28 protein-coding genes and 1 tRNA gene are annotated in these 26,649 nt (G+C 43.0%); 9 read left to right on the plus strand and 20 right to left on the minus strand.

Features of this window, described 5'->3' with window-relative positions; genetic code table 11:
* Positions 1-109: 109 nt before the first annotated feature.
* A tRNA-Met gene (locus tag CJ305_RS11545) sits at positions 110-183 on the minus strand.
* Positions 184-808: 625 nt separating this feature from the next.
* On the opposite strand from CJ305_RS11545, the gene CJ305_RS11550 reads away from it, so the two are divergent.
* A complete protein-coding gene (locus CJ305_RS11550; protein ID WP_099646427.1) occupies positions 809-1,201 on the plus strand; it encodes an START-like domain-containing protein in 393 nt (130 codons plus the stop codon).
* A 53-nt stretch (positions 1,202-1,254) separates the two neighbouring features.
* Positions 1,255-2,094, plus strand: a complete 840-nt coding sequence (locus tag CJ305_RS11555) for an aminotransferase class IV (RefSeq protein WP_099646428.1) — start codon at positions 1,255-1,257, stop codon at positions 2,092-2,094.
* Positions 2,095-2,098: 4 nt separating this feature from the next.
* Here CJ305_RS11555 and CJ305_RS11560 read toward each other — a convergent pair whose 3' ends face one another.
* The 5 genes from CJ305_RS11560 to CJ305_RS11580 form a co-directional block, all read right to left on the minus strand.
* Positions 2,099-2,659, minus strand: a complete 561-nt coding sequence (locus CJ305_RS11560; protein WP_099646429.1) for a YqgE/AlgH family protein — start codon at positions 2,657-2,659, stop codon at positions 2,099-2,101.
* Positions 2,660-2,767: 108 nt separating this feature from the next.
* The gene (locus CJ305_RS11565) at positions 2,768-3,040 is read right to left on the minus strand and encodes an HU family DNA-binding protein (RefSeq protein WP_099646430.1); all 273 of its coding nucleotides are present in this window, start codon (positions 3,038-3,040) and stop codon (positions 2,768-2,770) included.
* Positions 3,041-3,230: 190 nt separating this feature from the next.
* Positions 3,231-4,187 (minus strand): methionyl-tRNA formyltransferase, encoded by a 957-nt coding sequence (gene fmt, locus CJ305_RS11570; RefSeq protein ID WP_099646431.1) that lies wholly within the window; start codon positions 4,185-4,187, stop codon positions 3,231-3,233.
* A complete protein-coding gene (locus CJ305_RS11575; protein ID WP_099646432.1) occupies positions 4,184-6,088 on the minus strand; it encodes a RecQ family ATP-dependent DNA helicase in 1,905 nt (634 codons plus the stop codon). Before CJ305_RS11575 ends, fmt begins: the two co-directional genes overlap by 4 nt.
* Positions 6,085-6,624: an AAA family ATPase gene (locus CJ305_RS11580; RefSeq protein ID WP_099646433.1), complete on the minus strand. Its 540-nt coding sequence runs from the start codon at positions 6,622-6,624 to the stop codon at positions 6,085-6,087. The genes CJ305_RS11575 and CJ305_RS11580 overlap by 4 nt, the downstream gene beginning before the upstream one ends.
* 143 nt (positions 6,625-6,767) lie before the next feature.
* Between CJ305_RS11580 and CJ305_RS11585 the strand changes: the two genes are divergently transcribed.
* The 3 genes from CJ305_RS11585 to murA all read left to right on the plus strand — a co-directional run bounded on the left by CJ305_RS11585 (position 6,768) and on the right by murA (position 9,216).
* Positions 6,768-7,061: a DUF493 family protein gene (locus tag CJ305_RS11585; RefSeq protein ID WP_099646434.1), complete on the plus strand. Its 294-nt coding sequence runs from the start codon at positions 6,768-6,770 to the stop codon at positions 7,059-7,061.
* Positions 7,062-7,238: 177 nt separating this feature from the next.
* A complete protein-coding gene (locus tag CJ305_RS11590; RefSeq protein ID WP_099646435.1) occupies positions 7,239-7,883 on the plus strand; it encodes a DUF4290 domain-containing protein in 645 nt (214 codons plus the stop codon).
* A gap of 19 nt (positions 7,884-7,902) precedes the next feature.
* Positions 7,903-9,216 (plus strand): UDP-N-acetylglucosamine 1-carboxyvinyltransferase, encoded by a 1,314-nt coding sequence (murA, locus tag CJ305_RS11595; protein ID WP_099646436.1) that lies wholly within the window; start codon positions 7,903-7,905, stop codon positions 9,214-9,216.
* A 104-nt stretch (positions 9,217-9,320) separates the two neighbouring features.
* Here murA and CJ305_RS11600 read toward each other — a convergent pair whose 3' ends face one another.
* A complete protein-coding gene (locus tag CJ305_RS11600) occupies positions 9,321-9,842 on the minus strand; it encodes a 5' nucleotidase, NT5C type (RefSeq protein ID WP_099646437.1) in 522 nt (173 codons plus the stop codon).
* A gap of 133 nt (positions 9,843-9,975) precedes the next feature.
* Here CJ305_RS11600 and CJ305_RS11605 point away from each other — a divergent pair, with 133 nt between their 5' ends.
* Genes CJ305_RS11605 through CJ305_RS11615 form a run of 3 tightly spaced genes read left to right on the plus strand, consistent with a single transcriptional unit; the run spans position 9,976 to position 11,698 of the window.
* Positions 9,976-10,272: a hypothetical protein gene (locus CJ305_RS11605; protein ID WP_099646438.1), complete on the plus strand. Its 297-nt coding sequence runs from the start codon at positions 9,976-9,978 to the stop codon at positions 10,270-10,272.
* Positions 10,253-10,939, plus strand: coding sequence for an ATP-binding cassette domain-containing protein (locus CJ305_RS11610; protein ID WP_099646439.1), 687 nt, complete (start codon positions 10,253-10,255; stop codon positions 10,937-10,939). The genes CJ305_RS11605 and CJ305_RS11610 overlap by 20 nt, the downstream gene beginning before the upstream one ends.
* A gap of 3 nt (positions 10,940-10,942) precedes the next feature.
* Positions 10,943-11,698: a class I SAM-dependent methyltransferase gene (locus tag CJ305_RS11615; protein WP_099646440.1), complete on the plus strand. Its 756-nt coding sequence runs from the start codon at positions 10,943-10,945 to the stop codon at positions 11,696-11,698.
* A gap of 27 nt (positions 11,699-11,725) precedes the next feature.
* Here CJ305_RS11615 and CJ305_RS11620 read toward each other — a convergent pair whose 3' ends face one another.
* The 4 genes from CJ305_RS11620 to CJ305_RS11635 form a co-directional block, all read right to left on the minus strand.
* On the minus strand, positions 11,726-11,923 hold the full coding sequence (locus CJ305_RS11620; RefSeq protein WP_143469378.1) for a quinol oxidase subunit 4: 198 nt from the start codon (positions 11,921-11,923) through the stop codon (positions 11,726-11,728).
* Between the two features lie 85 nt (positions 11,924-12,008).
* On the minus strand, positions 12,009-13,313 hold the full coding sequence (locus CJ305_RS11625; RefSeq protein WP_099646442.1) for a cryptochrome/photolyase family protein: 1,305 nt from the start codon (positions 13,311-13,313) through the stop codon (positions 12,009-12,011).
* Positions 13,314-13,366: 53 nt separating this feature from the next.
* Positions 13,367-14,065, minus strand: a complete 699-nt coding sequence (locus CJ305_RS11630; protein ID WP_099646443.1) for an SDR family NAD(P)-dependent oxidoreductase — start codon at positions 14,063-14,065, stop codon at positions 13,367-13,369.
* A gap of 5 nt (positions 14,066-14,070) precedes the next feature.
* Positions 14,071-14,583, minus strand: a complete 513-nt coding sequence (locus CJ305_RS11635; RefSeq protein ID WP_099646444.1) for an SRPBCC family protein — start codon at positions 14,581-14,583, stop codon at positions 14,071-14,073.
* 291 nt (positions 14,584-14,874) lie between these two features.
* Between CJ305_RS11635 and CJ305_RS11640 the strand changes: the two genes are divergently transcribed.
* The gene (locus CJ305_RS11640) at positions 14,875-15,714 is read left to right on the plus strand and encodes a DUF2911 domain-containing protein (protein ID WP_099646445.1); all 840 of its coding nucleotides are present in this window, start codon (positions 14,875-14,877) and stop codon (positions 15,712-15,714) included.
* Positions 15,715-15,788: 74 nt separating this feature from the next.
* Here the strand turns inward: CJ305_RS11640 and CJ305_RS11645 are convergent, their stop codons facing one another.
* From CJ305_RS11645 to CJ305_RS11685, 9 genes are all read right to left on the minus strand, one after another.
* The gene (locus tag CJ305_RS11645) at positions 15,789-16,769 is read right to left on the minus strand and encodes a Gfo/Idh/MocA family protein (RefSeq protein WP_099646446.1); all 981 of its coding nucleotides are present in this window, start codon (positions 16,767-16,769) and stop codon (positions 15,789-15,791) included.
* A gap of 14 nt (positions 16,770-16,783) precedes the next feature.
* Entirely contained in the window at positions 16,784-18,514 is a 1,731-nt protein-coding gene (locus CJ305_RS11650; RefSeq protein WP_099646447.1) for a sodium:solute symporter family protein, read from the minus strand.
* 108 nt (positions 18,515-18,622) lie between these two features.
* A complete protein-coding gene (locus tag CJ305_RS11655) occupies positions 18,623-21,118 on the minus strand; it encodes a PIG-L family deacetylase (protein ID WP_099646472.1) in 2,496 nt (831 codons plus the stop codon).
* Positions 21,119-21,208: 90 nt separating this feature from the next.
* Positions 21,209-22,102 carry a septum formation inhibitor Maf gene (locus CJ305_RS11660; protein WP_099646448.1) on the minus strand — a complete coding sequence of 298 codons (894 nt, stop codon included), beginning with the start codon at positions 22,100-22,102 and terminating at the stop codon, positions 21,209-21,211.
* Between the two features lie 32 nt (positions 22,103-22,134).
* A complete protein-coding gene (locus tag CJ305_RS11665) occupies positions 22,135-22,722 on the minus strand; it encodes a Maf family nucleotide pyrophosphatase (protein ID WP_099646449.1) in 588 nt (195 codons plus the stop codon).
* Between the two features lie 2 nt (positions 22,723-22,724).
* A complete protein-coding gene (locus tag CJ305_RS11670) occupies positions 22,725-23,636 on the minus strand; it encodes a geranylgeranylglycerol-phosphate geranylgeranyltransferase (RefSeq protein ID WP_143469379.1) in 912 nt (303 codons plus the stop codon).
* Between the two features lie 155 nt (positions 23,637-23,791).
* Complete coding sequence (locus CJ305_RS11675; RefSeq protein WP_099646451.1) at positions 23,792-24,526, minus strand: head GIN domain-containing protein; 735 nt, start codon at positions 24,524-24,526, stop codon at positions 23,792-23,794.
* 40 nt (positions 24,527-24,566) lie between these two features.
* Positions 24,567-26,291, minus strand: a complete 1,725-nt coding sequence (locus CJ305_RS11680; protein WP_099646452.1) for a PspC domain-containing protein — start codon at positions 26,289-26,291, stop codon at positions 24,567-24,569.
* Complete coding sequence (locus CJ305_RS11685) at positions 26,284-26,628, minus strand: PadR family transcriptional regulator (protein WP_099646453.1); 345 nt, start codon at positions 26,626-26,628, stop codon at positions 26,284-26,286. Before CJ305_RS11685 ends, CJ305_RS11680 begins: the two co-directional genes overlap by 8 nt.
* Between the last annotated feature and the right edge of the window lie 21 nt (positions 26,629-26,649).

Below are 26,649 nucleotides of genomic sequence, written 5' to 3' on the forward strand. Positions count from 1 at the left end.
ATAAAGCCAGACTTTTTATTCTTACCAAGGATTAGCAATACCCAAACTTTCAATTTACCGCAAAAAAAAAGCAGCTGCATCAAATGCAACTGCTTTCCTGTAAAATGTGTAGCGAGAGGGGGGCACGATCCCCCGACCTCCGGGTTATGAATCCGACGCTCTAACCAGCTGAGCTACCTCGCCAAAATGTAAATCTACTCAGGCCTTCCCTAAGCGGGTGCAAATATAAAAACATTTGTTTAGCTGGCAAGCAGGATATTTATAAAATAACACCCCGCTGTCAAATAAAAATGCATCTGTAAAAAGTTTCCTCTTTTAGTAGTAGGCTTCGAAACCTGTTACGATATAAAAATCGCTTTGAGTTCTATAGAAAACACTTCTGTTAAGAATGTGATTAGTGTGATATAGTATTTTGTTCATTTTCTTTAGCTCGCTATTGTTGGTTGGTTCTGGAGCTCGTGAATCTCCTAAAGTCGATTTGCTTGTCCAAAGAAAACGAACCAAAAGAAAGGACACTTTTTCTAAGGCATTTTTGCCTTAGCAGGCAAAACCGCAAAACTCCCCCTAAATTTTCTCCAGGGTTTCGAAAATTTTTAACGGGGATCTTTTGCTATGCTGAAGAAAAAGAAGCCTAAAGAATATATTAGATCATATCATTAAAATTTATTTAGTTGTAGTATTAATTGCATGTTCTTCCGTAAATCATCGAAGAAGCCTTTGGAAAGCATCGATAAAATAAAAAAATACTCCTAATCTTTTTTACTGTACAATTAATATTTATATTGGCGACCCAACCATAATAAGTACCATGGAAGAAAAAGTAAAATTTGAAATAGAATTTCCCATACAGGCTTCACCGTCTTTATTATATCAATATATGTCCTCTCCCTCAGGCATGTCTGAGTGGTTTGCAGATAATGTAAACTCCCGCGGCGAGTATTATACCTTTATCTGGAACGGCAGCGAGGAGAAAGCAAAACTCCTGGGTAAAAAGAGTGACGAGCGCATCAAATTCCGTTGGATGGATGATGTAGAGGATGAAAACCTGTACTTCTTTGAATTGCGTATTGTAGTTGATGAGATCACCAAAGACGTCTCGCTTATCGTGACTGATTTTGCTGAGCCTGACGAAGTGGATGAAGGCAAGATGTTCTGGGAAAATCAAATTTCAGAACTGAAACACATCATCGGTTCTAACTAGAAAGCAGTACATAAAACGTATATTTGTCCCTTCTTAAAAAAGGGACTTTTTTTATGGTTAATTTCAACGGAACTCTTACAGAAAACCCGCAATTTTCACCCAATAACCGGGGCATATTTTACGGGGATGCTGTATTTGAAACCCTGCGTTACACGGGAGATAAGATTGCATTCTGGGAAGATCATTACTTCAGGCTAATGGCTTCTATGCGTATTTTACGTATGCAAATCCCAATGGAGTTTACACCGGAGTATTTTCAGGACGAACTCCTAAAACTGGTGGAAGCCTGTGATTTAACCGGAAAACCGGCCCGCATCAGACTTACGGTTATACGAAATGAGGGAGGCACATACCTTCCTACAGATAAGGGCGTGTTCTATTACGCGATGGCGAGCAAACTCGATCAGGCTTTTTATACTCTCAGCGACGGACCCTACGAGGTAGAGCTTTACAAAGATCATTACCTGAATGCCGATTTGCTTTCGACCTTAAAAACAGCCAATAAATTGATCAACGTAACCGGAAGTATTTATGCCGAAGAAAACGGTTTTCAAAATTGCCTGTTGCTCAATACCAATAAATCGGTAGCCGAAGCTTTAAACGGAAACCTTTTTTTAGTGAAAGGGAATTCGATTAAAACGCCGCCACTTACTGATGGGTGTTTACGCGGGATTGTGCGCAAGCAGCTTATGGAGATCATTGGGAAGCTTGAAAATTATACGCTTGAAGAAAGCTCCATTTCTCCTTTTGAGTTGCAGAAGGCTGATGAATTGTTTATCACCAATACGATTACCGGAATTCAGCCCATCACCCAATACCGTAAAAAGAGTTACGACAATACAGTGGCCAAAGATTTGCTGGGTAAACTGAATGCTAAAGTACGCTTGGGCTAGGCTTTTAATTGTAGCTGGGATTTTCGGGCGCGTTTGACCAGATCAGATATTCGCCGCCCAGTTCAATCATTTTCTCCTTCCAGAAATCGGGGAAACATTTGTTGATGATTTCTTTGTGGTAGTTGTTTTCAGCAACGATCCAGGCGTTTTCGTGAAGCTCATGCTCCAGCTGATCGCTGTCCCAACCGGAATATCCCAGAAAAAACCGAATTTGATCTTCAGAAAGCTTTTTAGAAGAAATCAATTCGATTACCGTATCAAAGTTACCACCCCAGTAAATACCGCTTGAGATCTCGATACTATCCGGAATCAATTCGGGCACTTTATGTATAAAATAGAGATTGTCCTGTTCTACAGGGCCGCCGTTATAAATCTGCATTTCCACATCAACCTCGGGAATGAGTTCGTCAAGGGTGAAATTCAGAGGTTTGTTAAGAATAAAACCAACAGAACCCTCTTCATTATGATTGGCAAGCAAAATCACAGAGCGGTTGAATGAAATATCCCCTATGATCGCAGGTTCTGCAATAAGTAAATGGCCTTTTTGAGGTTTGTTTGTAGTCATGGGGAAACAATTTCTTCTAAACTAAGCTATTTTTTGATATTAACAAAAAAATAACAGGCATAAAAAAAGCCCTCGTGAGAGGGCTTTTGAATCGTATAGGCAGAATAATTAGTTTACTGCGTCTGATAATTCAGAACCTGCTTTAAACTTAACTACGTTTTTAGCTGCAATTTGAATGGTTTTTCCGGTTTGTGGGTTTCTTCCTTCACGAGCTGCACGTTTAGATACAGACCAAGAACCAAAACCTACTAGAGAAACACGGTCACCACCTTTAAGTGATTTTTCAACATTTCCTAAGAAAGATTCTAAGGCTTTTTTAGCTGCTGCTTTAGTGATACCAGCATCTTCTGCCATTGCGTCGATTAAATCTGATTTGTTCATAATGTAATTGAATTTTAAAAATTAATTGTCGGTTAAACTTTTGTTTATTGTTTAAACAAATTTAGACGGATAATTCAACCACGCAAGCAATAGCGCAGGAAATCGGGCATTATGTTGATAACTTTAACGTTTTGTTGATAACGATTGCGTATTTTAACAAAATTTCAGCCAGCCTAGTATTGATGCGGTCTTAGATAACTTTTGCCTTTTCGTGAAAACTAAATCCATTTAATAAATCTTTTACCGGCATTCTGCGCTTTCCGGGAAGCTGAATTTCTTCCAGCATTAGACGGGCTTTTTTTAAAGGGATATACAGTTTGTCGCCATTAACAATTAGTTTGCCGATAGATTCTGGGTTTTGCGTACCTGTTTCCTCCAAAGAGGCTTTATAGATTTTGAGCTGCTGCGCGCTATCGTCTCCATTGGTAAAAAGCGTCCAAGCCACAGGATACGGACTCAGTCCTCTTATATGATTGTAAATTGCTTTTGCCGGTTTGTCCCAGTTGATGCGGGTATTGTCGCGGTTTAGCTTATAGGCCGTGTTCAGTTCCTTGTGATCTTCCTGTTTTTGGGTAGCAGCCGTTCCTGCTTCAATCTGTTTTACGGTTTCTAAAATCAGGTCGCTGCCTAAATGCATCAGGCGGTCGTGCAGGCTGCCGGCATCTTCATTAGAACCTATTGCAGTCTTTTTTTGAAGCAGTATAGCGCCGGTATCAATCTTTTCGTCGATGAAGAAGGTAGTCACGCCGGTTTCGGTCTCTCCATTTATTATCGCCCAGTTTATGGGTGCTGCACCCCGGTAATCGGGCAGGAGGGAAGCGTGTAGGTTAAAGGTACCGTATTCGGGCATTTTCCAAACCGCTTCGGGCAGCATTCTAAAGGCCACCACGATTTGCAGGTTGGCGTTAAGTGATTTCAATTCTTCTAGAAAAGCGGGGTCTTTTAAATTGGTAGGCTGTAAAACCTTCAGATCCTGGCTTACGGCAAATTGCTTTACCGCGCTTTCGTTCAGCTTTTGACCACGCCCCGCAGGACGATCGGGTGCAGTAATCACACCCACGACCTCGTACTTTTCTTCTAATAGTTTCTGAAGGCCCGCCACGGCAAAATCGGGCGTTCCCATAAATACAATGCGTAAATCTCTCATAGTATGGTATATCGGTTGGTTGGGGTTAATCGTATGTTTTTTTGGTTAAGTAAGTCTTTTAAAGCGCTGATAATTTGCTTTTCGGTATAAGCATCAAGCCTTTCACCAAGCTCCCGGGAAGAATACTCCCGTTCCTGTAGCAGCAAAAGTAGGTGTTCTTTTAAATCTGAATCCGGCTGCGCGCTTTTATCTTTTTTGCGCGAAAGACACACATCACATATACCACAGCGCGTTTTTTGATCTTCTTCAAAATAGGCCAGCAACTGTTTGCTGCGGCATACCTCGTTGTTTTTTACATAGCCTAAAATGGCCTGTACCTGTTCTACTTTGCGTGTATTTTGCGCTTTGATAGCGGGGGCGATCGGGTTGATGGTGAGTTCATCTTCCTGCTGCACCAGGAAGGTGATCGCCGTGTCAAACTGCGTATGATCGTAAAGGGCAAGCTCGTCTTTTTGGAGTTGCAGAAAGGCCTCGTGCACTTGAGGAAGCGATACGCCGGCCTTTTTGGAAATCAAAACGTGGTCTACCGCCAGCGGCTGATCGTAAATACCTCCATAGGTTCTCAGCACGCTTTTAACGACGCTTTCCAAAGCCGGGTTCTGAATGAGGTAATAGGTGAGTTGCACCGGTGAAACCCGCAATTGCAGGCTTGCCTTGCGGTAGAATTCCTGCGAAAGTATGATGATGCTGTTGCGGTCTAAAAGCTGCAAAGCATTGTAGGTAATCAGCGTATTAAAGCTGTAGGTTTTGCAAAACGAACTGAAATCAAAGCGGAAGGTTTCCTGCTCGCCGCCGCCATAGGGAACCTGAAAAAAACTGTTGAGCTTTTTGTATACTTTTTTGACGAAAGAGACCGAAGGCAAAACATTTAAAAATTGATTGGCCAGCCGCGATTCGTCGGAAGGATTGACGAGAATGATGCTTTGAGCGGCTTTTCCGTCCCGACCCGCACGTCCTGCTTCCTGAAAATAGCTTTCCATGCTTTCGGGAAGTTCTACATGTACGACGGTTGAGACATCGGCTTTATCGATACCCATACCAAAGGCACTGGTTGCCACCATCACCTGAGCTCTATTGGCAGACCAGGCTTCAAAACGCACCTGGCGCTCTCCGCTGCTTAAACCCCCGTGATAATACTGTGCAGAAATGCCACTTTGTTGCAGAAAAGCCGCGTAGTCTATTGCGGTTTTGCGGCTGCGTACATAAACGATTCCGCTACCGGGAACGCGTTTAAATCCCTGTACAAGCCGGTTGCGCTTATCTTCTTCCCACAAGACCCGGTATGCGAGATTTTTTCGCTCAAACGAATTTTTATAAACCGCTGGATTTTCCAGCTGCAATTGCGCTACAATATCTTCCTGAACCTTTTTTGTTGCCGTTGCCGTAAGGGCTATGCAATTTATTTCCGGAAGGTTTTCGCGAAAGCGTGAAATAGAGCGATAGGCCGGTCTAAAGTCGTGTCCCCATTGTGAAATGCAATGGGCTTCGTCTACGGCAATTAAGGATACATTCATCTGCTTGATGCGCTCTTGTACCAGCTCGCTTTGCAGACGTTCGGGCGAGAGGTAAAGCAGTTTGTAATTCCCGTAAATGCAATTGTCAAGTAAGGTGTCGAGTTCGCTATAGGGAATGCCCCCGGGAATGTATAAGGCTTTGATGTTGCGTTTTTGCAACTGCATCACCTGATCGCGCATCAGCGATAGCAAAGGCGAGATCACCAGTGTAATACCTTCTAGGAGCAATGCCGGTATTTGATAACACACCGATTTGCCGCCACCCGTCGGCAATAAGGCAAAGGTATCGCGACCGCTAAGCACGGCATCAATCAATTCCTGCTGGCCCGGCCTAAATGAATCGTAACCCCAATAGGTTTTGAGCACATCCCGGGGTGTACGTTTCATGGGTTGAGTTCTTGTAAAATAAAATCCACACGATTTTCCACCGAAGTTTTGGGTACTTCAATCAGCTCATAGCCCAGACCCGTATAGGTTTTTACGAGTTCGTCCTGTATTTTTTTTGCTTCCTCCAGGCTTTCGTAGCGCTCTTCATCGGTTTCGTGAATTTCATCCCAAATGGGTAAGAGAAAAATATGATCGTAGCGGTAATTGGCGTTAGCCTGTGTAAAACGTTCAGGGTATTGCTGACCTATAAAATCCATATAAGCGCTTACATCAGGGATGCCCCGGTCTATAAATACCAAATTGGATTTGAGGTTTGCCGCTTCAAAATATTGTTTGATGCGACTTTCGAGTAATTTATCGCTAAAAAGCAGGGGTTCGGTTAAAAAAAGCTGTTCAACACCTTCTTGCTGAGCCGCCTGTGTCACCTGTCGCGAAACCTCTTCCAGACACTGATAGCCTCTGCTTCTCAGCGCATTTAAAAGAGTTGTTTTGCCGGTAGCCGGGCCTCCAATCAGGACTATACGTTTTGGTATCAAATGCTTATGAATTTAGTTCCTTAGGTTAACGGGCTGTACGCGTAAAAGGTATTTGCACTCCCGATTGCCGGTAAAAATACTCAAATAGCTTTCGATTCAAAAATTAGCTGGAGAATGGTATCTTTGTGCCCTAAAATAATGCTATGAGCACCGAGAAGAATCCGGAAGAATTTTATGCCAAATTAAAAGGAAGATTAGAAGAGACCACAGCCAAATGGCCTTTAGACTATTTATATAAATTCATCGTGCCTTCAGACAATCAAAAAATCGCAGAGATTGAAGCGATCTTTGATAATATGGGAGCTGTGATCAATACTAAAGCTTCCAGCAAGGGCACCTATACCAGTGTTTCCATACACGTAAAAATGGAAAATCCGGATGCTGTGATCGACAAATACAAGGAAGTATCGGTGGTTGAAGGCGTAATTTCGTTATAAGAAGGCTAAAATTGATGCTCCATGTGGGCTTTTAGACATTTTTTAGTACTTTGCTAAATGTTTCTTTGTGAAACGTACTTCACTCGAATATCGAGATTAAAAGCTCGGTGGCTCGCCCCGACAGATTAAGTTTTATATGGTGAGCTTTGCCGATGTAATTCATTTAAAATTTTACAATTGATAGATCAATTAGAATACAATACCGAGCGTGAAAAGCTCATTATACCTGAATATGGCCGTCATCTTCAAAAAATGGTCAATCAGGCAGTAGCCGAAGAAGACGAGAAAAAGCGTAACATCATCGCCCGAAGCATTATCGCGGTGATGGGAAATCTGCAACCGCATTTGCGTGACGTGCCTGATTTTCAGCACAAACTTTGGGATCAGCTGTTTATCATCAGTGATTTTAAACTGGATGCGGTTTCGCCTTATGGGAAACCCTCTCGTGAAAAACTCGAAGAGCGTCCTGAGCCGCTTGATTACCCACAAAACCATCCTAAGTACCGTTTTTATGGTAACAACATCAAGCGTATGATTGATGTGGCCGTGCAGTGGGAAAAAGGTCAAAAGCGGGAAGCGCTTGAGTTTACGATCGCCAATCATATGAAAAAGTGTTTCCTCAATTGGAATAAAGACACGGTTGACGATGAGGTGATCTTTAAACACCTGTTTGAACTGAGTGATGGTCAGATCAATCTGGCTAAAAAAGATGAGGACCTTAAGGAAGCGCAAAAACTGATGCGTGGTAAGAAGTCCGGCAAATCCAATTCTGGCAAATCGAACTACCGTAAAAAATCAGGACGTGGTAAAAAGCGTTACTAATTTCTAGTATTACAATTTCATGGGAACATTTCAGATAGAAGGAGGGCATCAGCTTAAAGGATCCATCCAGCCGCAGGGTGCAAAAAATGAGGCTTTACAGATTCTTTGTGCGGTATTGCTAACGCCTGAGCAAGTGATTATCAATAACATCCCCGATATCGTTGACGTAAATAAACTCATCGATATCCTGAGCAATCTTGGGGTGAAAATTCAGAAGCTGGGTAAAGGTAAATATTCGTTTATCAGCGACGAACTCAACCTCGATTACCTCGAAAGTGAGCGCTTCAAGAAAGAAGGGGGTGGTCTCCGCGGATCGATCATGATCGTTGGCCCATTGCTGGCTCGTTTTGGTAAAGGCTATATTCCGCGTCCCGGAGGTGATAAAATAGGTCGCCGTCGTCTGGATACGCATTTTGAGGGAATGATTAAGCTGGGAGCGAAATTCCGCTACAACAAAGAGGAGCGTTTTTATGGAGTGGAAGCTCCTGAAGGTCTGCGCGGTACGTTTATGTTGCTTGATGAGGCTTCGGTAACCGGAACCGCAAATATCCTGATGGCTGCGGTAATGGCTAAAGGCGAAACCACTATCTATAACGCGGCCTGTGAACCTTATTTGCAGCAGCTGTGTAAAATGCTCAATAAGATGGGTGCAAAAATTAGCGGAGTTGGGTCAAATATGCTGAAAATTGAAGGCGTAGAAAGCCTGAATGGCTGCGAACACACCATCCTGCCCGATATGATTGAAATCGGTTCGTGGATAGGTCTTGCAGCTATGACCCGCAGTGAGATCACCATTAAAAACGTGAGCTGGAATGATTTGGGACTGATCCCGGCGACTTTTAGAAAGCTTGGGATTACCTTGGAGAAAAAAGGCGACGATATTTATATCCCGGCACATAAAGACGGTTACGAGATCGAAACGTTTATTGATGGATCGTTTATGACCATCAGTGACGCTCCATGGCCCGGTTTTACACCCGATTTGCTGAGTATTGTGCTCGTGGTGGCAACACAGGCTAAAGGCGAAGTGCTGATACACCAAAAAATGTTTGAAAGCCGTTTATTCTTTGTAGATAAACTCATTGATATGGGAGCCAAAATCATTTTGTGCGATCCCCACCGTGCTACTGTAATTGGTCACAACTTTAAATCTACCTTAAAAGCGACTACAATGACCTCGCCTGATATACGGGCCGGTATTTCGCTTCTAATTGCTGCTTTAAGTGCCAAAGGAACTTCGACTATTCACAACATTGAACAGATTGATCGCGGTTATGAAAACATTGATGAGCGTTTACGCGCTATTGGTGCCAAAATCATACGTACTGCTTAAGAAGCAGCTGATTCAACTACAAACCTCACCGGTTTCTGAAACGGGTGAGGTTTTTTTATGTTTAATGAGTACAACAAAAGGGAGTATTCCCGGATAGGATCAGACTAAAGCAACATCTTCGCGATATCCTCCCAGGTGTCTGCCCTGTCAAAACCTGTGGTGTGCACGTTATGAGGTGAAGTAAACTGAATGCCTCTGCCGTCAAAAGCTTGCAAATTGTAGGAGCGGTCATCTATTAAAATGTCTCCTTTTAAAATATGTTTATGTCCACAGAGGATTCGGTTTTGCCAGGGTATAAACGGAAAGTGCGCATCTAGCCAATCTGCTTTTTCCTCAAGACTGGTTTTAAACTGCATCGCAGCTGAGGCGATGTATACCTCGTATTTATCCTGCAGGGCGCGTAATACCTCCTGACTGTCTTTCATCACTTCAAGATCAATAAAAAAACCGCGCTCGTTGGCGTGATTGCGTACGTAGTGTTGATGCTCTTCCGGAACCATCTGCCAGACTTCAGAGCCTATGCAATCTTCTTTTTTAAGGTTTGCGTTGTATTTTTTGTTGTACAAATCGATGTGCGCCTGATACGTATCTGCGATCACCTCGTCCATATCTACAAATAGGGTCATAATTTTTAGAGTTTAGGTAAGTTGCCAAAATACATTTTTGAATTGAAAACCATTTTAAATTCTCCTTAAAAAACCTTCCGTAAGCCCTTATATGCATCTGAAATTGGGTATTTTTAAAATCCCAGTTAACTCCATGTTCAAATTCTATAAGGATATTACCTTTTATGCACTGCTTTTCGCTCTGGTCAGCATACCGCTGGCGGGTTTGTATGGGGCTGTAGTTGTATTTGGCATTTTTGGAACGCCGGTGGGTTTGCTGATGTATAGTTATTTTCACAAGCACGAGTTTTACGGCTATTACAATCGGGGCTTTAGCAGGCGCTACTTAATCTTAAGGACCTGGATGGTTAATTTTTTAGTGAGTCCCGTGTTGCTGCTTCTTGTTTTTATCATCTTAAAATTGATTGGCTTTGGCGCTCTTAAAGGTTAGTTGCATACAGAAAAACTTCGGTGCCAAATCCATTTTAGATGAGGTCCATTTTGAGTTAAAAACCGGTAAAATACTGGGCGTTTTTGGGCGAAATGGTTCCGGAAAGAGTACGCTTTTAAAAATCCTTTTCGGCACTCAAACTGCTGAAGCGGGAAGGCTTAAGATGAACGAGAGCTATTATCCGGTTCGTAAGAACATTTGGCACAAATCCCGAATTATTGAAAGTCAGCAAATAGGATATCTGCCGCAGTTCAGCTTTCTGCCAAAAGGGGCTAAGGTTTGGGATGTCATTCCGCAATACCTTAAGGGACAGGAGCAGGATTTGGTGTTTCAGGCACCGCGTATGCCCAAAATTGCGGGTAGAAAAGTAGGCGAACTCTCCATGGGTGAACGGCGCTACCTGGAAGTATTGCTCATTGGTAATCTGGATCATCCCTTTTTGCTACTTGATGAACCTTTTTCAATGGTTGAACCCCTGTTTAAAGATTTGATTCACGAGTTTTTAGTTTCGCTGAAAGCTAAAAAAGGAATTTTAATAACCGATCATTATTATCACGATGTCTGGCAATTATCAGATCGGAAAATGGTGTTGACAAGCGGTAAACTGACTCCGATTACTGAACTGGAAGAATTGATAAAAGCCGGATATTTACGATCTATTAATTAAACGATGAAAGATAATTTTTCGAACCACGCCGCTGATTATGCGAAGTATCGGCCCGTTTATCCCGAAGCCCTATATAATCACCTCTATAGTTTAGTGAAGAATACCGAAGCTGCCTGGGATGTTGCGACGGGTAACGGGCAGGTTGCAGCCGTTTTGTCTCAAAACTTCAAGCGGGTTTTGGCCACAGATCTAAGCGCACAACAACTGGAGCAGGCGCCTCAAATACCGAATATTGTTTATCGCGTGCAAACTGCCGAAGAAGATTTTGATGCGTATGAACAATTTGATCTAATAACTGTGGCACAGGCTATTCACTGGTTTGATTTTGAAAAGTTTTATGAACAGGTTTATTTGCATTTAAAGCCGGAAGGAGTTTTGGCTGTGATTGGCTATTCCGTTTTAGGAACTGATGGAAAACTGAATGATATAATCCAGCATTTTTATACCGAAATCACGAATGAGTATTGGGATCCCGAACGAAAATATCTGGATGCCCATTATCAAAGTATTCCGTTTCCGTTTGAAGAGGTAGAACTGCCGAAGTTTCAAATGCAGGTAAGTTGGACTCAGGACCAACTGCTTAATTATCTCAATACCTGGTCTGCAGTAAAACATTATGAAAAGAAGCATCATTTAAATCCAATTGATTTAATAGCTGAAGCAGTGAAGAAAAACTGGGGTTCTGATGCATTTAGAGTATTTGAGTTTCCGTTATTAGTGCGGGTAGGCAAAACCCTAAAATCAAAAATCCCGACCTGATGGCCGGGATTCTAAATTGGATCTAATTTAATTCCTTTTATTTTTCTTGCGTTTCTTTTGCTGACCGGGAGCGAAAGCTTTAGCATTTTGGGCTCCGTAATATTTCTTTACCTGGCCGGGTGCAGCGTTATTTCCGTTAGAGCGATTCACTCCATAAGTGCTGGAGCACGATATACCGGTTAGTACAAACGCACCCATACTCAGTATCATTATCAATTTTCTCATAACCTTTTCTTTATCTGTAAAGTTATTAAGCTGCAAAGAACATACCGAGCCTGTTAAGTAAAGCTTAGAAGAACTTTAGCAGGTTTTAAGAAACCGCAGCTTTATACGTGTTGAGGCAGCGTTCCCGGGCTTCTTTATGGTCTACCATTTTATCGGGATAATCGTCTGTATCGTATTCGGGTACAAACTCTTTGATGTATTTTTTGTCTTTATCAAATTTATCAACCTGCGTCATGGGGTTGAATATGCGAAAATAGGGAGCGGCATCTACACCACTTCCGGCTGCCCATTGCCAGTTGCCCACATTGCTGGCCTGCTCATAGTCCAGTAACTTTTCAGCAAAATAGGCTTCGCCCCAACGCCAGTCAATCAACAAATGTTTGCATAAAAAACTGGCCACCAGCATACGCACCCGGTTATGCATATATCCGGTTTTGTTGAGCTGGCGCATTCCGGCGTCTACCAGCAGAAAACCGGTTTGGCCTTTTTTCCACTTTTCAAATTCGTCTTCATTATTGCGCCATTCAATACGATCGTATTTTTTATAAAAAGCATTGTCTACCGTCTCGGGATAGTGATACAGAATTTGCATAAAAAATTCGCGCCAAATCAGCTCACTCCAAAATACTTCGTTTTTCTCTGCAATTGCTTTTTTCACCATTTTACGAACGCTCACGGTACCAAATCGCAAATGCGGACCTAAGCGCGAAGTACCTTCCTGCGCCGGAAAGTTTCGGGTGTCTTCATAATTTTGAATCAGGGTAGGCGTAACATCATAATCGGGCACTTCAAGACTTGACTTTTTGAAGCCCATATCGCTGAGACTGAGATTCGGCAAACGACTGTTTTCGATTAAATTGTCAAGGTGCTGACTCGTGTAATGAATTTTTAAATGCTCATCTGCATCGAAGTGTTCCTTCCATTTATTTTTATACGGTGTATATACGATATAGGGATCACCATCATTTTTAACGACTTCATCCTTTTCAAAAATCACCTGATCTTTAAAAGTTTTGAACTCGATATCGTGGTCTTTTAGTAATTTCTCAATGGCTTCATCGCGTTCTTTGGCATAGGGCTCATAATCCCTATTGGTATATACGCTGTTAACTGTGTAATCTTTCAGTATTTGTTTCCAAATCTCCTCAGGTTTGCCGTAGTACATCGCCAGCGAACTGCCGTGCTCATCCTGCAAGGTATTTCGCATTTTTTGGAGCGTTTCAAAAATGAAGGTCACCCGGGCATCATCTTCAGGAAGTTTGTCGAGTATTTCCTTGTCAAAAATGAAAAGAGGTAAAACGGGATGATCGCCTTTTAAAGCTTCAAGGAAACCTACGTTATCATCAAGTCTCAAATCTCTTCGGAACCAAAATATGTTTACTGTACTCATGCTTTCAATATCGGTTGGTTAGGTTTGTTTAGATCGGATTTAGGGACTCCTTTCTAATTTACGTTTAAGGTAGACATACCGCCATCAATACCAAGTATTTGACCGGTAACCCAGCTGCTGTCGTCACTTAGCAGGAAGCTTGCGATCTTCGCAATATCCTCCGGCGTTCCTACGCGTTTAAGTGGATGACGCTCATCCATTTTCTCACGTTTTTTATCATTGCCTAAAAGTTTTTCAGCCAAAGGCGTATCGGTAAGGGATGGGGCAATGACATTTACGCGAAAAGCCGGTGCGTATTCAGCTGCTAAAGCTTTGGCAAAACCTTCAATCGCACCTTTGGAAGCAGCTACGCTGGTATGAAAAGGCATACCTATTTTTACAGCCACAGTACTGAAGAACACCAGACTGGCCTGTTCTGATTTTTTAAGGCGATCGGTAACTGTTTTTAATGATTTTATGAGGCCAAAAAAGTTGAGTTGCATATCCTCTTCAAAGGTTTCCTCACTCAACATTTTAAAAGGTTTCAGGTTAATAGTACCCGGGCAATAGACAAAGCCATCAAGCCTGTCTGGTAAGTCTGAAGTATCGAGACTACCGCTGTTTACATCGTATTCGATATGCGTGACGTCGACATCACCAAGCTCCTCGCTTGTACGTGATGCTACAAACAGATTATGATCCTGATTAAGGCTTTCAACAATCGCGCGGCCAATACCGTGTGAACCTCCAATAAGTAAAATATTCTTTTTCATAGTTATTAGTTTAATATGTCGTGACGGGTAATTCCATCTTCTGCAGTCTGATTTTCAGTGTAAGTGCCAAAAAGTTCCGTCAGCTTTTGTTTTCGATATTTAAAGATTTCCTGAAGTTTTGGTTTTACCAGAAAGGGATGGGCCCACTGACCCAAAATACCCATAGGTAGTTTGTAGTCTACAATATCTTCCATCTCCACACCACCAGGAATTTCTTTTATAAAATGCTTATGATGCCAAAGGGAATACGGACCAAAACGTTGCTCGTCAACAAAAAACTCCAGATTTTGTACGTGCGTGATTTCGGTAACCCATTTGGTTTTAATGCCGGCAATAGGGGTAACTATATATTGTATGAGTTGCCCCGCATACATAGGGCGGTCTGCTCCCGAAAGAATTTCAAAACCCATATAGTCTGGCGTGATGGTCTTTAAATTAGCCGGATTGGACAGAAAATCCCAGGCTTCCTTTAAGCTTATGGGTAATTTCTGTTTCTCGTGCAGGGTGTAAATTTTCATAAATTCTAATTCTTAATTGGGACAACCCGCTTTATAAGAGCAAGTTTTGTAAAGATAGGAGGTGTTTTGTCTAAGCTAAAGACTTAAAAGTTAAACAAAATTTAAAGTTCAGCAGTTAGTTATAAAAATATTGGGAGGTCAGAATATTTCGACAATAACTCCGCCAGGCTAATACCTCTGACCGAAATGCGATTATTAAGAATCTATTAACTTAAATTCCCTATAGATGAGGTATATTCAAAAACATTTTTTTAATTTAACTATATTCTGATAATCAAATACTTATTACACATGAAACGAATTTTTTTAGCGGGCTTATTAATCTTTGCATTAAACGTAAATGCCCAGGTTCAAACACCAGCGGCTAGCCCACACGCCGAGTTGGAGCAGGTAGTAGGCCTGACTGAGGTTAAAGTAGATTACTCAAGACCCAACATGAGAGGGCGCGAGATCTTTGGAGACCTGGTTCCTTACGGAGCGATCTGGCGTACCGGAGCAAATGCTACCACCAAGTTTATGATTGACAAGCCGGTTATGATTTCCGGAAAGGAATTGAAGCCCGGAACCTATAGCCTTTACACTGTTCCCGGTGAAGATATGTGGGAAGTGGTTTTTTATACCGATGATTCAAACCCGTTGATTACTGAATTTGAAGAAGAGAAAGTTGCACTTCGTACAATGGTTGAGCCGATGGAAATGCCTATGAATATGGAAACCTTTACGATTGTAATAGATGATGTGATGGCAGACAGCGCAGTGCTGAATATTCTTTGGGCAAATACCGTTGTGCCTGTTAAATTTAATGTGATGACCGATGCTGAAGTTATGAAGAGCATCGATCTTGCGCTTGCCGGGCCAAGTGCCGGTGACTATTACAATGCGGCTGTTTATTACCTGAATTCAGGCAAGGACATTGAGAAAGCTAAAATGTGGATGAACAAGGCTATGGATATGACTGAAAAGCCGGGATTCTGGCAATATCGTCAGCAATCCTTAATTCTTGCTAAAGCAGGAGATAAGAAAGCTGCTATCGAAGCTGCTAAAAAATCACTGGAGGGAGCTAAGGCTTACGGCAATGCAGATTATATCAAAATGAATACCGACTCTTTAAAAGAGTGGGGAGCGATGTAATTTTAGTTCTTTAAAATATAAAACCGCCGGATCACGAAGTGAACGGCGGTTTTTTTATGTCTTCAAGTTAGCTTTTAACTTTTAAGATCGTACTCAAGACCTATCTGCTCACGCACGGTGTCTAACGTGCTAATCAGCATCCGGCTGAAATCATAAGTCATTATAGGACTTTCTTTTTTATCTGCTCTAAGCAGGTCTGAAAAGTGCATAATCTCAAAGTGGTAGCCTTTTGCCTGGTAACCAAAATCGTGATCTACTTTTACGCCGTCAAGAACGGTGGTGACTTTATCTTTCATATGAAACTGCCCCTGCATAATGATCATCCCATTTTCGCAAACAAAGGTCGCTAGTGACGGAGTTTTAATTTTAATGCTGGAAGCCAGATGCGCTTTGGTGCCAGAGGAATAGGTAAAGGTCATTTCGGTTTCTTCGTCAACCCCGGTTTTTCCTATTTTGGCTTTCGCCGAAATAGTCTCGGGTTTACCTAACATAGCCAAAGCCAGAAAAGCGGGGTAAATACCAATATCAAGCAACGAACCGCCACCTAAGTCTTTGTTGTATAACCGGCCTTCGGGATTAAAGGGAGCATCAAAACAGAAATCGGCTGTTAGTGTTTTTACAGCGCCATATTTTCCGGTGGCTAATTCATCCTGTACAAATTTAAAATGCGGCATAAAACGCGTCCAAAGGGCTTCCATCAACAGAACATCATGCTGTTTTGCGGTTGCGATCATTTCTTCAACCTGGGCTAGGTTCATTGCAAAAGGCTTTTCGCATAAAACCGCTTTCCCGTGCTGTAGGCAGAGTAAGGTATCCTGATGATGCCGTACGTGTGGAGTTGCTATGTAAATAGCGTCGACATTGGGATCCTTAGCCAGCTTTTCATAGCTGTCGTAGCAATTCACAGCCTTATAGGTTGCCCCAAATTCATCTGCTTTTTCCTGTGAGCGTGAGGCCACGGCATAAACTTCAGAGCCTTCCACGATCTGCATATCTTTTGCAAAACTGTTAGCAATTTTTCCCAGCCCGAGAATTCCCCAGCGTATCGTTTTCATAGTACTAAGTTAGTTTAGTTTGTTAGTTGTTTGTCTTTGGTGCCGAGGGAGCTTTGTAAAATCAGCCCCAATAAAATAACCAGACCACAACCTACAAAATTGAGCCATAAATAGGGCAGTCTGATCACTTCATAATAATCAAGGCTAAAGAGTAGAATAACCACGCCTTGTGTGATCAGAGCAGAAATGAAGACCGCTTTGGCTTTGATTTTTTTGATGAAAAAGGCACTCATAAATATCCCCAGAATCGTTCCGTAAAAAATAGAACCAATGATATTTACCAGCTGAATGAGATTGTCAAATAAGTTTGCGGTACAGGCGATTAAAATGGCCAGAATTCCCCAGCTTAGCGTAAACCACTTGGTGGCTCCTACAAAGTGGGCTTCGTCTTTCTCCTCATCCAGATTGCGCCGGTAAAAGTCTACTGTAGTCGTAGCGGCAAGCGCATTAAGCTCTGAGGCGGTAGATGACATCGCTGCCGAAAGTATCACAGCGAGTAATAGACCTATAAGACCACGCGGCAAATTGTTTAAGATGAAATGGATAAAGACATAATCTTTATCATTAGTTTCTACATTTTTATCAGCCTGGCTTATTACCATACGGGCTTTTTCACGAATGGCATCCTCTTTTTGATTGATTTCCCGTAAAGCCTCAGAAACTGAAACTTCGCCGCTGCCGCCGGGCTGCCTTATCGAAGCCTCCGGAGAAGAGACAACTTTGTGACTGAGTTCAGACTTGTCTGAGCGCAATTCGTTAAGTTCGTTTTGAAGCAGGTTGTATTCCTTTTCGAATGGTGTACCCTGTACAGCCTGAGTCGCAGCAGGGTTAAAATTGAGCGGGGTAGGATTGAATTGATAAAACACAAAAACCATAACCCCAACCAGCAGAATAAAGAACTGCATCGGTACTTTTAGTATGCCGTTAAAAATCATACCCAGCTGCATTTCGCGCATCGACTTCCCGCTCAGGTAGCGCTGTACCTGACTTTGATCGGTTCCAAAATAAGAAAGCATCAGGAATGTACCACCCAAGATACCGCTCCATACAGTGTAGCGGTTATCAAAGTCAAACGAAAAGTCGAGGATGTTCATCTTATCGCTGGCTCCGGCGATTTCTAATGCATTGGCAAAATTGATGTCTTGCGGCAGGTAGCTGATGATGAGGAAAAAGGCGACAAACATCCCTAAAAAGATGACCGCCATTTGTTGCTTTTGGGTGACGGTAACTGCTTTGGTTCCTCCCGAAATGGTATAAATCACCACCAGCGAACCAATAATGATGTTTAGGGTATTGAGATCCCAGCCCAAAACGGCTGATAGAATTATGGAAGGTGCAAAAATAGTTATCCCGGCTGCCAGACCACGGGAAAGCAAAAACAAACCTGAAGCCAGAGAGCGCGTGCGCTGATCAAAGCGGTTTTCGAGATATTCATAAGCGGTATAGACATTCAGGCGGTGGTAAATGGGAATAAAGAATAGACAGATGATGACCATTGCGATGGGAAGCCCAAAATAGAACTGAACAAAGCCCATTCCGTCATTAAAAGCCTGCCCCGGTGTACTTAGAAATGTAATGGCACTGGCCTGAGTCGCCATTACTGAAAGACCTACCGTCCACCATTTCGATTCATTACCTCCGCGTATGTAATCCTGCACATTTTTACGCCCGCGCGTTCGGTAAACACCGTAGATAACGATAAAGGCGAGTGTAGCAACAAGAACAATCCAGTCTATATCTTGCATATCAGGAGGCGTAAGTATTCATAAGTATAAAAAAAACAATGATGTACACCACGTTCAGCACGAGTACAAGCGTGTAAAAATTAGACCAGCCTTCTCGTTTTGGTTCTATCATTGTTTGATTTTTTGGTCGTTCTTTCCTATCGAAAGCATATTGGCAAAAAGCCGGTACGCCCCAGAAACTCCGGCGGGTAGCTCTCTAAAAAAGCTGAGGCCGGTATAAATATAATGACCTTCTCCGTATTTAGCTATCAGTAAACTCCCTTCGCTGGGTTTTTCGCCCTCGTCGCCAATGGAAATCACCGGCTCGTAAGACGCGTCGTATTGATCCGGAAAATACAGACCGCGCTCCTGCACCCAGCCTTCAAAATCCTTTTGGGTTATTTTATTGGGATAGTTTAAAACCTCTGCATTGGGATCGAGGATTTTTACTTCTGCGGTTTCATCGGTAACCCGGTCGCTGCTTAACTCAAGTGGGTAAGGCCCCAGATTTGGGAAATCAAAACCCCGGGCGGTATTGTACTGTACCACCATGGTCCCTCCATTTTTTACATAATCGAGCAGGATGGGTTGTTTATACTGAAGTTCTTCAACGACGTTGTATGCCCGTACACCCATTACCACAGCGTCAAATTCCGCAAGATTTTCTGCAGTGATTTGATCTGGATCTACCGTCACAACCGTATACCCTATTTGCTGTAAACTTTCGGGGATCACGTCTCCGGCGCCTGCGATATAGCCTATATAATTTCCTTTTTTAGCGATATCTAGCCGTACCAGTTTATTGGTGGAGGGCAGTACCAGAGTTTGTAAGGGGATGTGATCGTAATCTATCGTGACCGTTTTCGTAGTGATGGTCTTTCCATTGATTTGCAGTTGCGGTTTGAGTTCGCCCTCGCTGGCATTTGCAGGTGGCGTAACCGTAAAATCAATTCCTTTGGTTTCCCCTTTCTGAGCAATGCTAATTTGCTGAGGTGTGCTTACTTGCCAGCCCTGTGGCACCTTTAGCGCAACCTGAGCCTTAAGATTGGAAATATAAGCCGTGACTTCAGCGGTAATGGTTTTGGGTTGCGCATTCGCGAAAATGATCACCGGATCTTTCACGGCTACCGAAGCTTCCGGAACTATCTCGAAAGGCTCATAAACCTCTCCATCTACACGGTCGTTGTATTTGTACACCAAATCAGTCGCTATCGGGATAAACTGATCTCCCATTTGCAGATTGAAAATCGCTTTAAACTCCCGGGGTGTTTCGGGCAGACCAATGAGTCTTTGATCGGTAACCTTATACATTCCTACCGAACCTTCTTCTTTCAGCCAATACGCCGTTGTAAGATCGGCAGCACCGGTATTGATGTTTACCTGTTTTTCAAAGTCGCTATTGAATACCAGGTTTTCTAATACTTCAATTTTTTCGCCGCCAGGCAATACAACACTTTGCAGCGTTATAGGGAATTCACTACGGTTGATGGCTTCCAGATTGAGGCTTATGTTTTCATTAGCCACTGCGGTTTGTTGGCCTGTCGCGGCTTCTACATACAGACCTGCACAGGCTTTGATGAGCTGGGTAAGTTGTTTGGTTTTGAGTTCGCGCCAGTGTGCATCTTCCAGATTTTGAATAAGTGGATAGGCTTTAAGCAGACCCGGTAAACTCGCCGCCGGATTTTTAAAATCGTAATTTGCTTCAACCTCATTTAGAATTTCGCCGATTGCAGCACCGCCCTGAACGCGATTCCATGAAGTGTCAATCCCTTCGAAAAGATTTCCGTTTGAAGGCAGGTCTCCTTTAAGCAGTTCGAGGTATTCTATTTGCTCGCCACGCGAACCGGTATTGCCAAAACCCTGCGATTTATGCTGACTGCGGCTGAGGGCCGAAATTTCGGTATTGCTGAGTCCATAAGCAGGGTAGTAGCCGCCCACGTCAACTGAAACCAGATTGTCTTTGTTGGCTTCTTCAAACGCTTCACGGCTGCCGTAAAACCACCAAGACGTGTTGAAAAATAGGCGTTTGGGTTGCCAGGTTTCGGTATACTTCAACTGATCGGGAAAAACCGAAGCATCGCCTACCAAATCAAAAGCCTGTACGCCCAGCATCGCAGAGAGCGTATGATGTCCGTGAGTGCTTCCGGGAGAGCGATGGTCAAAACGATTGATGATTACATCGGGTTTAAAATTGCGAATCGCCCAAACCACGTCGCGTAGCACTTCATCTTTCTCCCAAAACTCCAGCGTTTCTTTGGGGTTTTTAGAATAACCAAAATCATTTGCGCGCGTAAAACGCTGTTCGCCACCATCGGTGCGGCGTGCCGCCAGCAATTCCTGCGTACGGATGACGCCCAGAAGTTCTCTGATTTCAGGACCAATTAAATTTTGCCCTCCATCACCCCGTGTAAGGGCAAGGTAGCCGGTGCGTGCGTGAACGTCGTTGACCAAATACGAAATTAATGCGGTGTTCTCATCGTCAGGATGCGCCGCAAGGTATAAGGCGGTGCCTAAAAAATTAAGCTGCTGCAGCTGCTCATAAATTTCAGAAGAGGATGGCTTTTTGGGTTTTTGAGCGTGTAACTGTAAGGAAACACAACAGAGCATAGCGATTAAAAAGCGCATGATAAGGTCAGGTTTAGTGATTTTTGAGATGCTCTCAAAGATAGGTAAAACGCTATCTAAGCCCATTCTATTAAAGCTTCTTTAACAATTCTAAAGCCCCAGACTATCTCGTAAGGAAGTGAATTTTTCAGCGTTCTGTTTCCAATAGGGCGTTTTAAGCGATTTGATGCGTGTGGCGGTAGCGGTCATCTCGCTATTTCCGCTAGGAAAACGCTCGGTCCAGCCGGTGATGGCGTAGGGGAAAGCCTTCTCAAAATTGATGGTAAGCGTGCGGCTGAGCTCAGGGTAATCAATGCTGTAGCTGCCGTTTGACAAGGTGCAAACCGCTTTGTAAGGTTTGAGTTCGAGATGGTGCAGACGCAGGTATTCAATAGATGGAATGATCTTTTTTGTTCCCTGAGGCAACTCCTTGGGGTCAATCCGCAGAAGTGCCCAGATTTCATCTTCAACCGTACCACGGGGTAAGGTAAATTTTTGATCGGCTTCTCCTTCAAAATAGGTGTGTGATTCTACGTAATATTCCCCGCGATTATTGAGCTGGGTGTACATTTGCCCGCACCATTCCTGAGTGCTGTTAGTGACTTTGATGGCGTGATTTTTGGCGTTTAAAGGCAAAAAGGAACTCGTCATAATCGAGTAGGGGTAGATGCCCGTCACGTAATTTTTGGTGGTATTCAGTTTTAAAACCGGAATATTATCGGGGTTTTGCGCATTGGCTTTTACCTGAACCTTTGGTAGAAAATCTTCGGTAACAAAGATCAAAACCGCCTCACCACTGCGCAATTCGCCATATCGGGGTTGTTTTAATTGATAGGAAGTGATTTCGGCTTCGCCGGAATACCAATAGTCTTTAAATTCCTGAGAAAGCTGGCGGTCTTCAGCGCGGGCTACGGACTCAAAATTCTCCTGATTTTTACACGAAAAGAGTAGCAATGTGAACAGGAACAGGAATAACGAACTCAAGGAAAACAGCTTTTTTTGCATGGCGTAATTTTTATCTAAATTACTAAAAGTCTTTAGACTACCACCTTATTTAGCAAATCATATAGCAGGTGTGTGGGCAAGCCCATCACCGTGTTGTACGAACCTTCTAATTTCTGAAGAGCCACGTGGCCTATCCACTCCTGAATACCGTAGGCACCGGCTTTGTCAAAAGGTTTATAGGTATTGATATAATGCGAAATTTCAGCTTCTGTAAATGTTCTAAAATGAACCGTAGCCTTATCGTGACCTACAACTTGTTGAGTTGAGGTCGTCACGCAAACGGAAGAAATAACTTCGTGTGAAGTACCGCTCAACAGCTGAAGCATCTGCCTAGCTTCTGCAGCATCTATGGGTTTGCCCAGAGCCTCCGTATTCTTAAAAACAAGCGTATCTCCGGTAATCAGAATTTCGTCAGCCTGTAAATCTGCTTCAAAAGCAGCCGCTTTCTTTTGGGCAATGTATTCCGCGATTTCACCGGGTTGCATACCGGAAGGGAAGGATTCATCAACCGGCTTAAGACGGACTTCAAAATTCACTTCCAGCGCAGCGAGTAATTCCTGCCGGCGTGGCGATTGTGAAGCGAGAATGAGTTTTTTGGATTTAAGGAGGTGTTGGAGCATGTTCAAAATTTTAAAGTCAACGTCAATACACCTAAACTTAAAATCCCTAGGAACATGATCAGTTTTAATACTGAAGAAAGGTGTGCGTAATGAGCCTGTTTATCCGCATAGCGGGCTTTGATACAAAAATAAACCAGAGGAACAACCACTGCAGCAACCAGGTAGATCGAAGTCCATACGTTTGTTTGCAGCCATACGTAGATATATCCCAGAATTGTAAAAATATACACCACAGCGATATAAGCCGAAAGCTTCGCAGTACGTTCTAAACCCAGTGCAATAGGCAGGGATTGTATTCCTACGGCGTGATCACCGCGTGCGTCTTCGATGTCTTTAATAATTTCCCGTAAGAAATTAAGCATCAGCGCAAAAAGCCCGTAGTCTCTGAGTACAGAAACAGGCGTTACAAGTTCTTCCCGATACTGGTTGAGCAGCGGAAGCATATCGTAAATGATCAGGATAAAAATAGAAGCTGCTACCGCGATGCTTACGACGAGGTTTCCCACCAAAATGACCCGTTTTAAAAAGTTGGCGTACACGTAAAGCAATGCCGAAATGAGAACAAAAACAGTAGCGAAATTGGTCAATCCCATCTGATAGCTCAGCAAGAAGCCAAGTCCCACACCGCCAATATTAAAAGCGAGGTACAGGTTAAACGCGCCCGATTCTGAAAAATATTTGGGGATATAGGTTTTAGCGGGTTTGTTGATGCGATCGCTATCGATATCATTGATGTCGTTGATGATGTAGCCGGCCGCAGCTATACAAAGGGTAGCTGTAACTAACATCCAGAACTGAATATCAGTAAGTGCAACCGGAATATTTAGCGCTTTTAAAAAGCCGTAATGCACCAATACCTGAGTGAGCAGGATCATCAACAGGTTTTTAAAACGTATAAAATGTAATAAAGCCAAAGGAGCGGATTAGTAAAAACTCAAATATAGCAATTTCGATAAGTTGAAGGTAAACCGCACTTAGAATTGTAAAATTTACAATTGAGACCAAAAGCAAAACCGCCTTAAGATCTAAGGCGGTTTTTAACTGATTGATTTTTGATTGATGGAATTCGCTATTGTTTACTTACGTCACCCCCTGAACTTTCAGAAACTGCTACTTTCTCAGGCTCACCCCAGTAGTTGATGTCACCACCGCTTGAAGCCTGACTTTCGAGTTCTTTGGTTACGTAAACTTTAATCGTTCCGGCACTTGAAGCCTGAGCATTACATACCTGTGCTTTTAAATCTTTGGCATTGATGGTGCCTGCCGAACTGGCTTCAAACTTGAGGCTCTGCGCTTCGCCATTAAGGTCAAGAGTTCCGGCGCTACTGGCTTCGGCATTGATCTCTCGTATTTCTACCGGAATCTTAATCGTTCCGGCACTCGAAACATCAAGATCAATATGACTTCCGGTCAGCGTACTTTCCGCAATAATTGTTGAAGCACTGCTGGCTTTTAAGCTTTCGAGAGCATCTACGTAGGTGACGAAAACCTTTCTGGAAGTCGCACTGCCTATGTTTGAATTGTCTGTAGTTTCTATACGTAAGGTACTTCCTTCATAATGTACATCCAGATATTCGAAGAGGTTCTCATCGAGTTCTGCGGTTACTGAAGGAGAGGTTCCTTTTTGAAGTACTACATCCCAGCCGTTGCTGCTGTGCACTTTCGTAAAAGCCTGAGTCATGTTGAGGTCTTTAGTCTTTACATTCCCGGTACCTTCTATTTGCCCCATTTCAAAACTGAAATTACAGGAGGTCATACATGCTGCAGTAAGTGCAGTGACGATAATTTTGATTAGTGTTGTCATTTTTGATTGTTTTTTTGGTTGATGAATTTGGTTTACTTCTTTAGTCTATAGAATCCCGTTTTGTTACAGTTTCCTGAACCTGAACCGCATCGCGATCAGGAGCAACCTGTTCTTTGTACTCAGCAGGATTATTGGTTACCGTAGTATCTTCAACGGTTTCTGAATATTCCCAGTCATTAGATTCTGCTTTAACCTCCTCAGGAGGACAATCTGTACAGACGAGTTTGGAATCCTGCATAATCGTATGATGACCTATGGATTTGCGATCTAATAGATCAGAATACCAATTTCTGTGATAGCTTGCGACGTTTTCATCGGTAAACAAGGTCATTCCTTCAGGGATCGCCAGAATAAGATCTATCTGCTGATCTCTGAATTTATTCTTCAGCTCTGTAACAAAGAAATTGTCAAGCAGCAAGGTGTTTCCTTCTGTTTCAAAATTGTACACGATGTTCTCTGCACGAGCCTGAGCGTCGTCATACGAGCTTCCCTGAGCGATTTTCTTAATGATCAGCTTAGCTTCCGGAGAATCACTTTTCTGAATGCTCAACTCTACATCTCTGTTGTAAATTACTTTATTACCCTCTGCATCGGTGCGAATTTTCCAGTTGCGGTTGTGGTATTTATCTGCACCATATTTGTTTTGCGTTTTCATCTTGACGGTCAGGGTATCGCTGGGTTGAATTTGTAAAACTTCAGTCGTGACAGATTCCCCTTCTACAGCTGTCGCAATTCCCTGACGTACGCCTAGAACGGCAATTGTAATTAAAGCTACAAGCCAAATCCCGAGCAGACTTAATTTCGCCGTAAGGCTTAATCTTTTAAGTGTAGTAACCAGGATGCGTAAGCCCAGATAGAACAGCATGAAAAAGGGTATACCTACTGCGATAAAGGTCAGAATCACCAGAAACCAAAACGGAGCTCCCGAGGTGTTTGCCATCTCTACGTAATCTGCGATACTGCCCCCAAAAAAGTCCAGACTCCCTGCAGTAAATAAGCCAACAAAAAGAGCAATCAGGGTGGTTCCGCCAATGAGGATAAGCAGTATGCCTATAAATTTGACAAACACTTTAAGTACAAACATGATCATCTTGCCCAGCGTACCGGCAACCGAACCTGCTCCTTCACGAGCTTTGTTTCCATACTTAACATAGTCAACATTTTTTACCGATTCGGCAACCGAGTCAAAACCTTCCTTGACCTTACGCTGAATATTGTCTATGTTGACGGGCTTTCCCCGCATTTCCAGTATTTCTGAGGTGGTTTTCGCTTCCGGAACAAAAATCCAGAAAGCGATATAAATCAATACAAAACCACCCCATGAGAATATGGTGAGCAGGATCAGTGCGATGCGGATCCAGACGGCATCAATCTGAAAATAATGACCCAGCCCGGCACAAACTCCACCTATATAGGATGTTTCAGTATCCCGATAGAGTTTTTTACCCGATTCCTGAGTGTATCTTTGTTTTTTGGCAGGTTCGTCTTCAAACAATTCTTCGTCCAGACGATAATCTTCGGGCTGCCCCATAATGCTGATGATTTCATCTACATCGGCCAGACCTATAACCTGACGTTCGGTTTTGATACGTTCAGTAAAAAGCTCCGCTATTCGGGCTTCAATATCCTGAATGATCTCGTCGCGACCCTGAGCATCGGTAAACGAGCGTTTTATGGCATCAAGATAGCGCTGCAATTTGGCGTATGCGTTTTCATCAATATGAAAAAACAAGCCTGCTAGATTTATATTAATTGTCTTATTCATTGTTTTTAGCTTTTTGATTGGTTACCAGGGTTACGGCCTTTTGAAGATCGTCCCAGGTTGATGATAGTTCATTTAAGAAGAGCTTGCCGGTATCGGTAAGACCGTAGTATTTACGGGGAGGCCCGCTAGTTGATTCTTCCCAGCGGTAATTGAGTAAGCCGGCATTCTTAAGACGGGTTAGAAGCGGGTAAATGGTACCCTCAACTACCAGTAGCTTGGCGTCTTTGAGCGTGTCTAGTATTTCGGCTACGTAAGCATCTTCATCTTTTAAGATAGAAAGAATGCAGTACTCCAAAACACCTTTACGCATCTGCGCCTTTGTGTTTTCAATCTTCATAGATTCTCATTGTTAAGCGAT

It is taken from the genome of Leeuwenhoekiella nanhaiensis (assembly GCF_002744755.1).
Classification (GTDB): Bacteria; Bacteroidota; Bacteroidia; order Flavobacteriales; family Flavobacteriaceae; genus Leeuwenhoekiella; species Leeuwenhoekiella nanhaiensis.

Excerpts from the sequence above, each read along its gene's own strand:
- CJ305_RS11575 (WP_099646432.1), bottom strand. The coding sequence starts at position 6,088 with ATGAAACGTACACCCCGGGATGTGCTCAAAACCTATTGGGGTTACGAT.
- CJ305_RS11565 (WP_099646430.1), bottom strand. The coding sequence starts at position 3,040 with ATGAACAAATCAGATTTAATCGACGCAATGGCAGAAGATGCTGGTATC.
- CJ305_RS11555 (WP_099646428.1), top strand. The coding sequence starts at position 1,255 with ATGGTTAATTTCAACGGAACTCTTACAGAAAACCCGCAATTTTCACCC.
- CJ305_RS11605 (WP_099646438.1), top strand. The coding sequence starts at position 9,976 with ATGTTCAAATTCTATAAGGATATTACCTTTTATGCACTGCTTTTCGCT.
- CJ305_RS11625 (WP_099646442.1), bottom strand. The coding sequence starts at position 13,313 with ATGAGTACAGTAAACATATTTTGGTTCCGAAGAGATTTGAGACTTGAT.
- CJ305_RS11655 (WP_099646472.1), bottom strand. The coding sequence starts at position 21,118 with ATGCGCTTTTTAATCGCTATGCTCTGTTGTGTTTCCTTACAGTTACAC.
- CJ305_RS11560 (WP_099646429.1), bottom strand. The coding sequence starts at position 2,659 with ATGACTACAAACAAACCTCAAAAAGGCCATTTACTTATTGCAGAACCT.
- CJ305_RS11680 (WP_099646452.1), bottom strand. The coding sequence starts at position 26,291 with ATGAATAAGACAATTAATATAAATCTAGCAGGCTTGTTTTTTCATATT.
- CJ305_RS11660 (WP_099646448.1), bottom strand. The coding sequence starts at position 22,102 with ATGCAAAAAAAGCTGTTTTCCTTGAGTTCGTTATTCCTGTTCCTGTTC.
- CJ305_RS11615 (WP_099646440.1), top strand. The coding sequence starts at position 10,943 with ATGAAAGATAATTTTTCGAACCACGCCGCTGATTATGCGAAGTATCGG.
- CJ305_RS11630 (WP_099646443.1), bottom strand. The coding sequence starts at position 14,065 with ATGAAAAAGAATATTTTACTTATTGGAGGTTCACACGGTATTGGCCGC.
- CJ305_RS11675 (WP_099646451.1), bottom strand. The coding sequence starts at position 24,526 with ATGACAACACTAATCAAAATTATCGTCACTGCACTTACTGCAGCATGT.
- CJ305_RS11665 (WP_099646449.1), bottom strand. The coding sequence starts at position 22,722 with ATGCTCCAACACCTCCTTAAATCCAAAAAACTCATTCTCGCTTCACAA.
- murA (WP_099646436.1), top strand. The coding sequence starts at position 7,903 with ATGGGAACATTTCAGATAGAAGGAGGGCATCAGCTTAAAGGATCCATC.
- CJ305_RS11650 (WP_099646447.1), bottom strand. The coding sequence starts at position 18,514 with ATGCAAGATATAGACTGGATTGTTCTTGTTGCTACACTCGCCTTTATC.
- CJ305_RS11585 (WP_099646434.1), top strand. The coding sequence starts at position 6,768 with ATGAGCACCGAGAAGAATCCGGAAGAATTTTATGCCAAATTAAAAGGA.
- CJ305_RS11685 (WP_099646453.1), bottom strand. The coding sequence starts at position 26,628 with ATGAAGATTGAAAACACAAAGGCGCAGATGCGTAAAGGTGTTTTGGAG.
- CJ305_RS11600 (WP_099646437.1), bottom strand. The coding sequence starts at position 9,842 with ATGACCCTATTTGTAGATATGGACGAGGTGATCGCAGATACGTATCAG.
- CJ305_RS11620 (WP_143469378.1), bottom strand. The coding sequence starts at position 11,923 with ATGAGAAAATTGATAATGATACTGAGTATGGGTGCGTTTGTACTAACC.
- CJ305_RS11550 (WP_099646427.1), top strand. The coding sequence starts at position 809 with ATGGAAGAAAAAGTAAAATTTGAAATAGAATTTCCCATACAGGCTTCA.
- CJ305_RS11640 (WP_099646445.1), top strand. The coding sequence starts at position 14,875 with ATGAAACGAATTTTTTTAGCGGGCTTATTAATCTTTGCATTAAACGTA.
- fmt (WP_099646431.1), bottom strand. The coding sequence starts at position 4,187 with ATGAGAGATTTACGCATTGTATTTATGGGAACGCCCGATTTTGCCGTG.
- CJ305_RS11645 (WP_099646446.1), bottom strand. The coding sequence starts at position 16,769 with ATGAAAACGATACGCTGGGGAATTCTCGGGCTGGGAAAAATTGCTAAC.
- CJ305_RS11635 (WP_099646444.1), bottom strand. The coding sequence starts at position 14,583 with ATGAAAATTTACACCCTGCACGAGAAACAGAAATTACCCATAAGCTTA.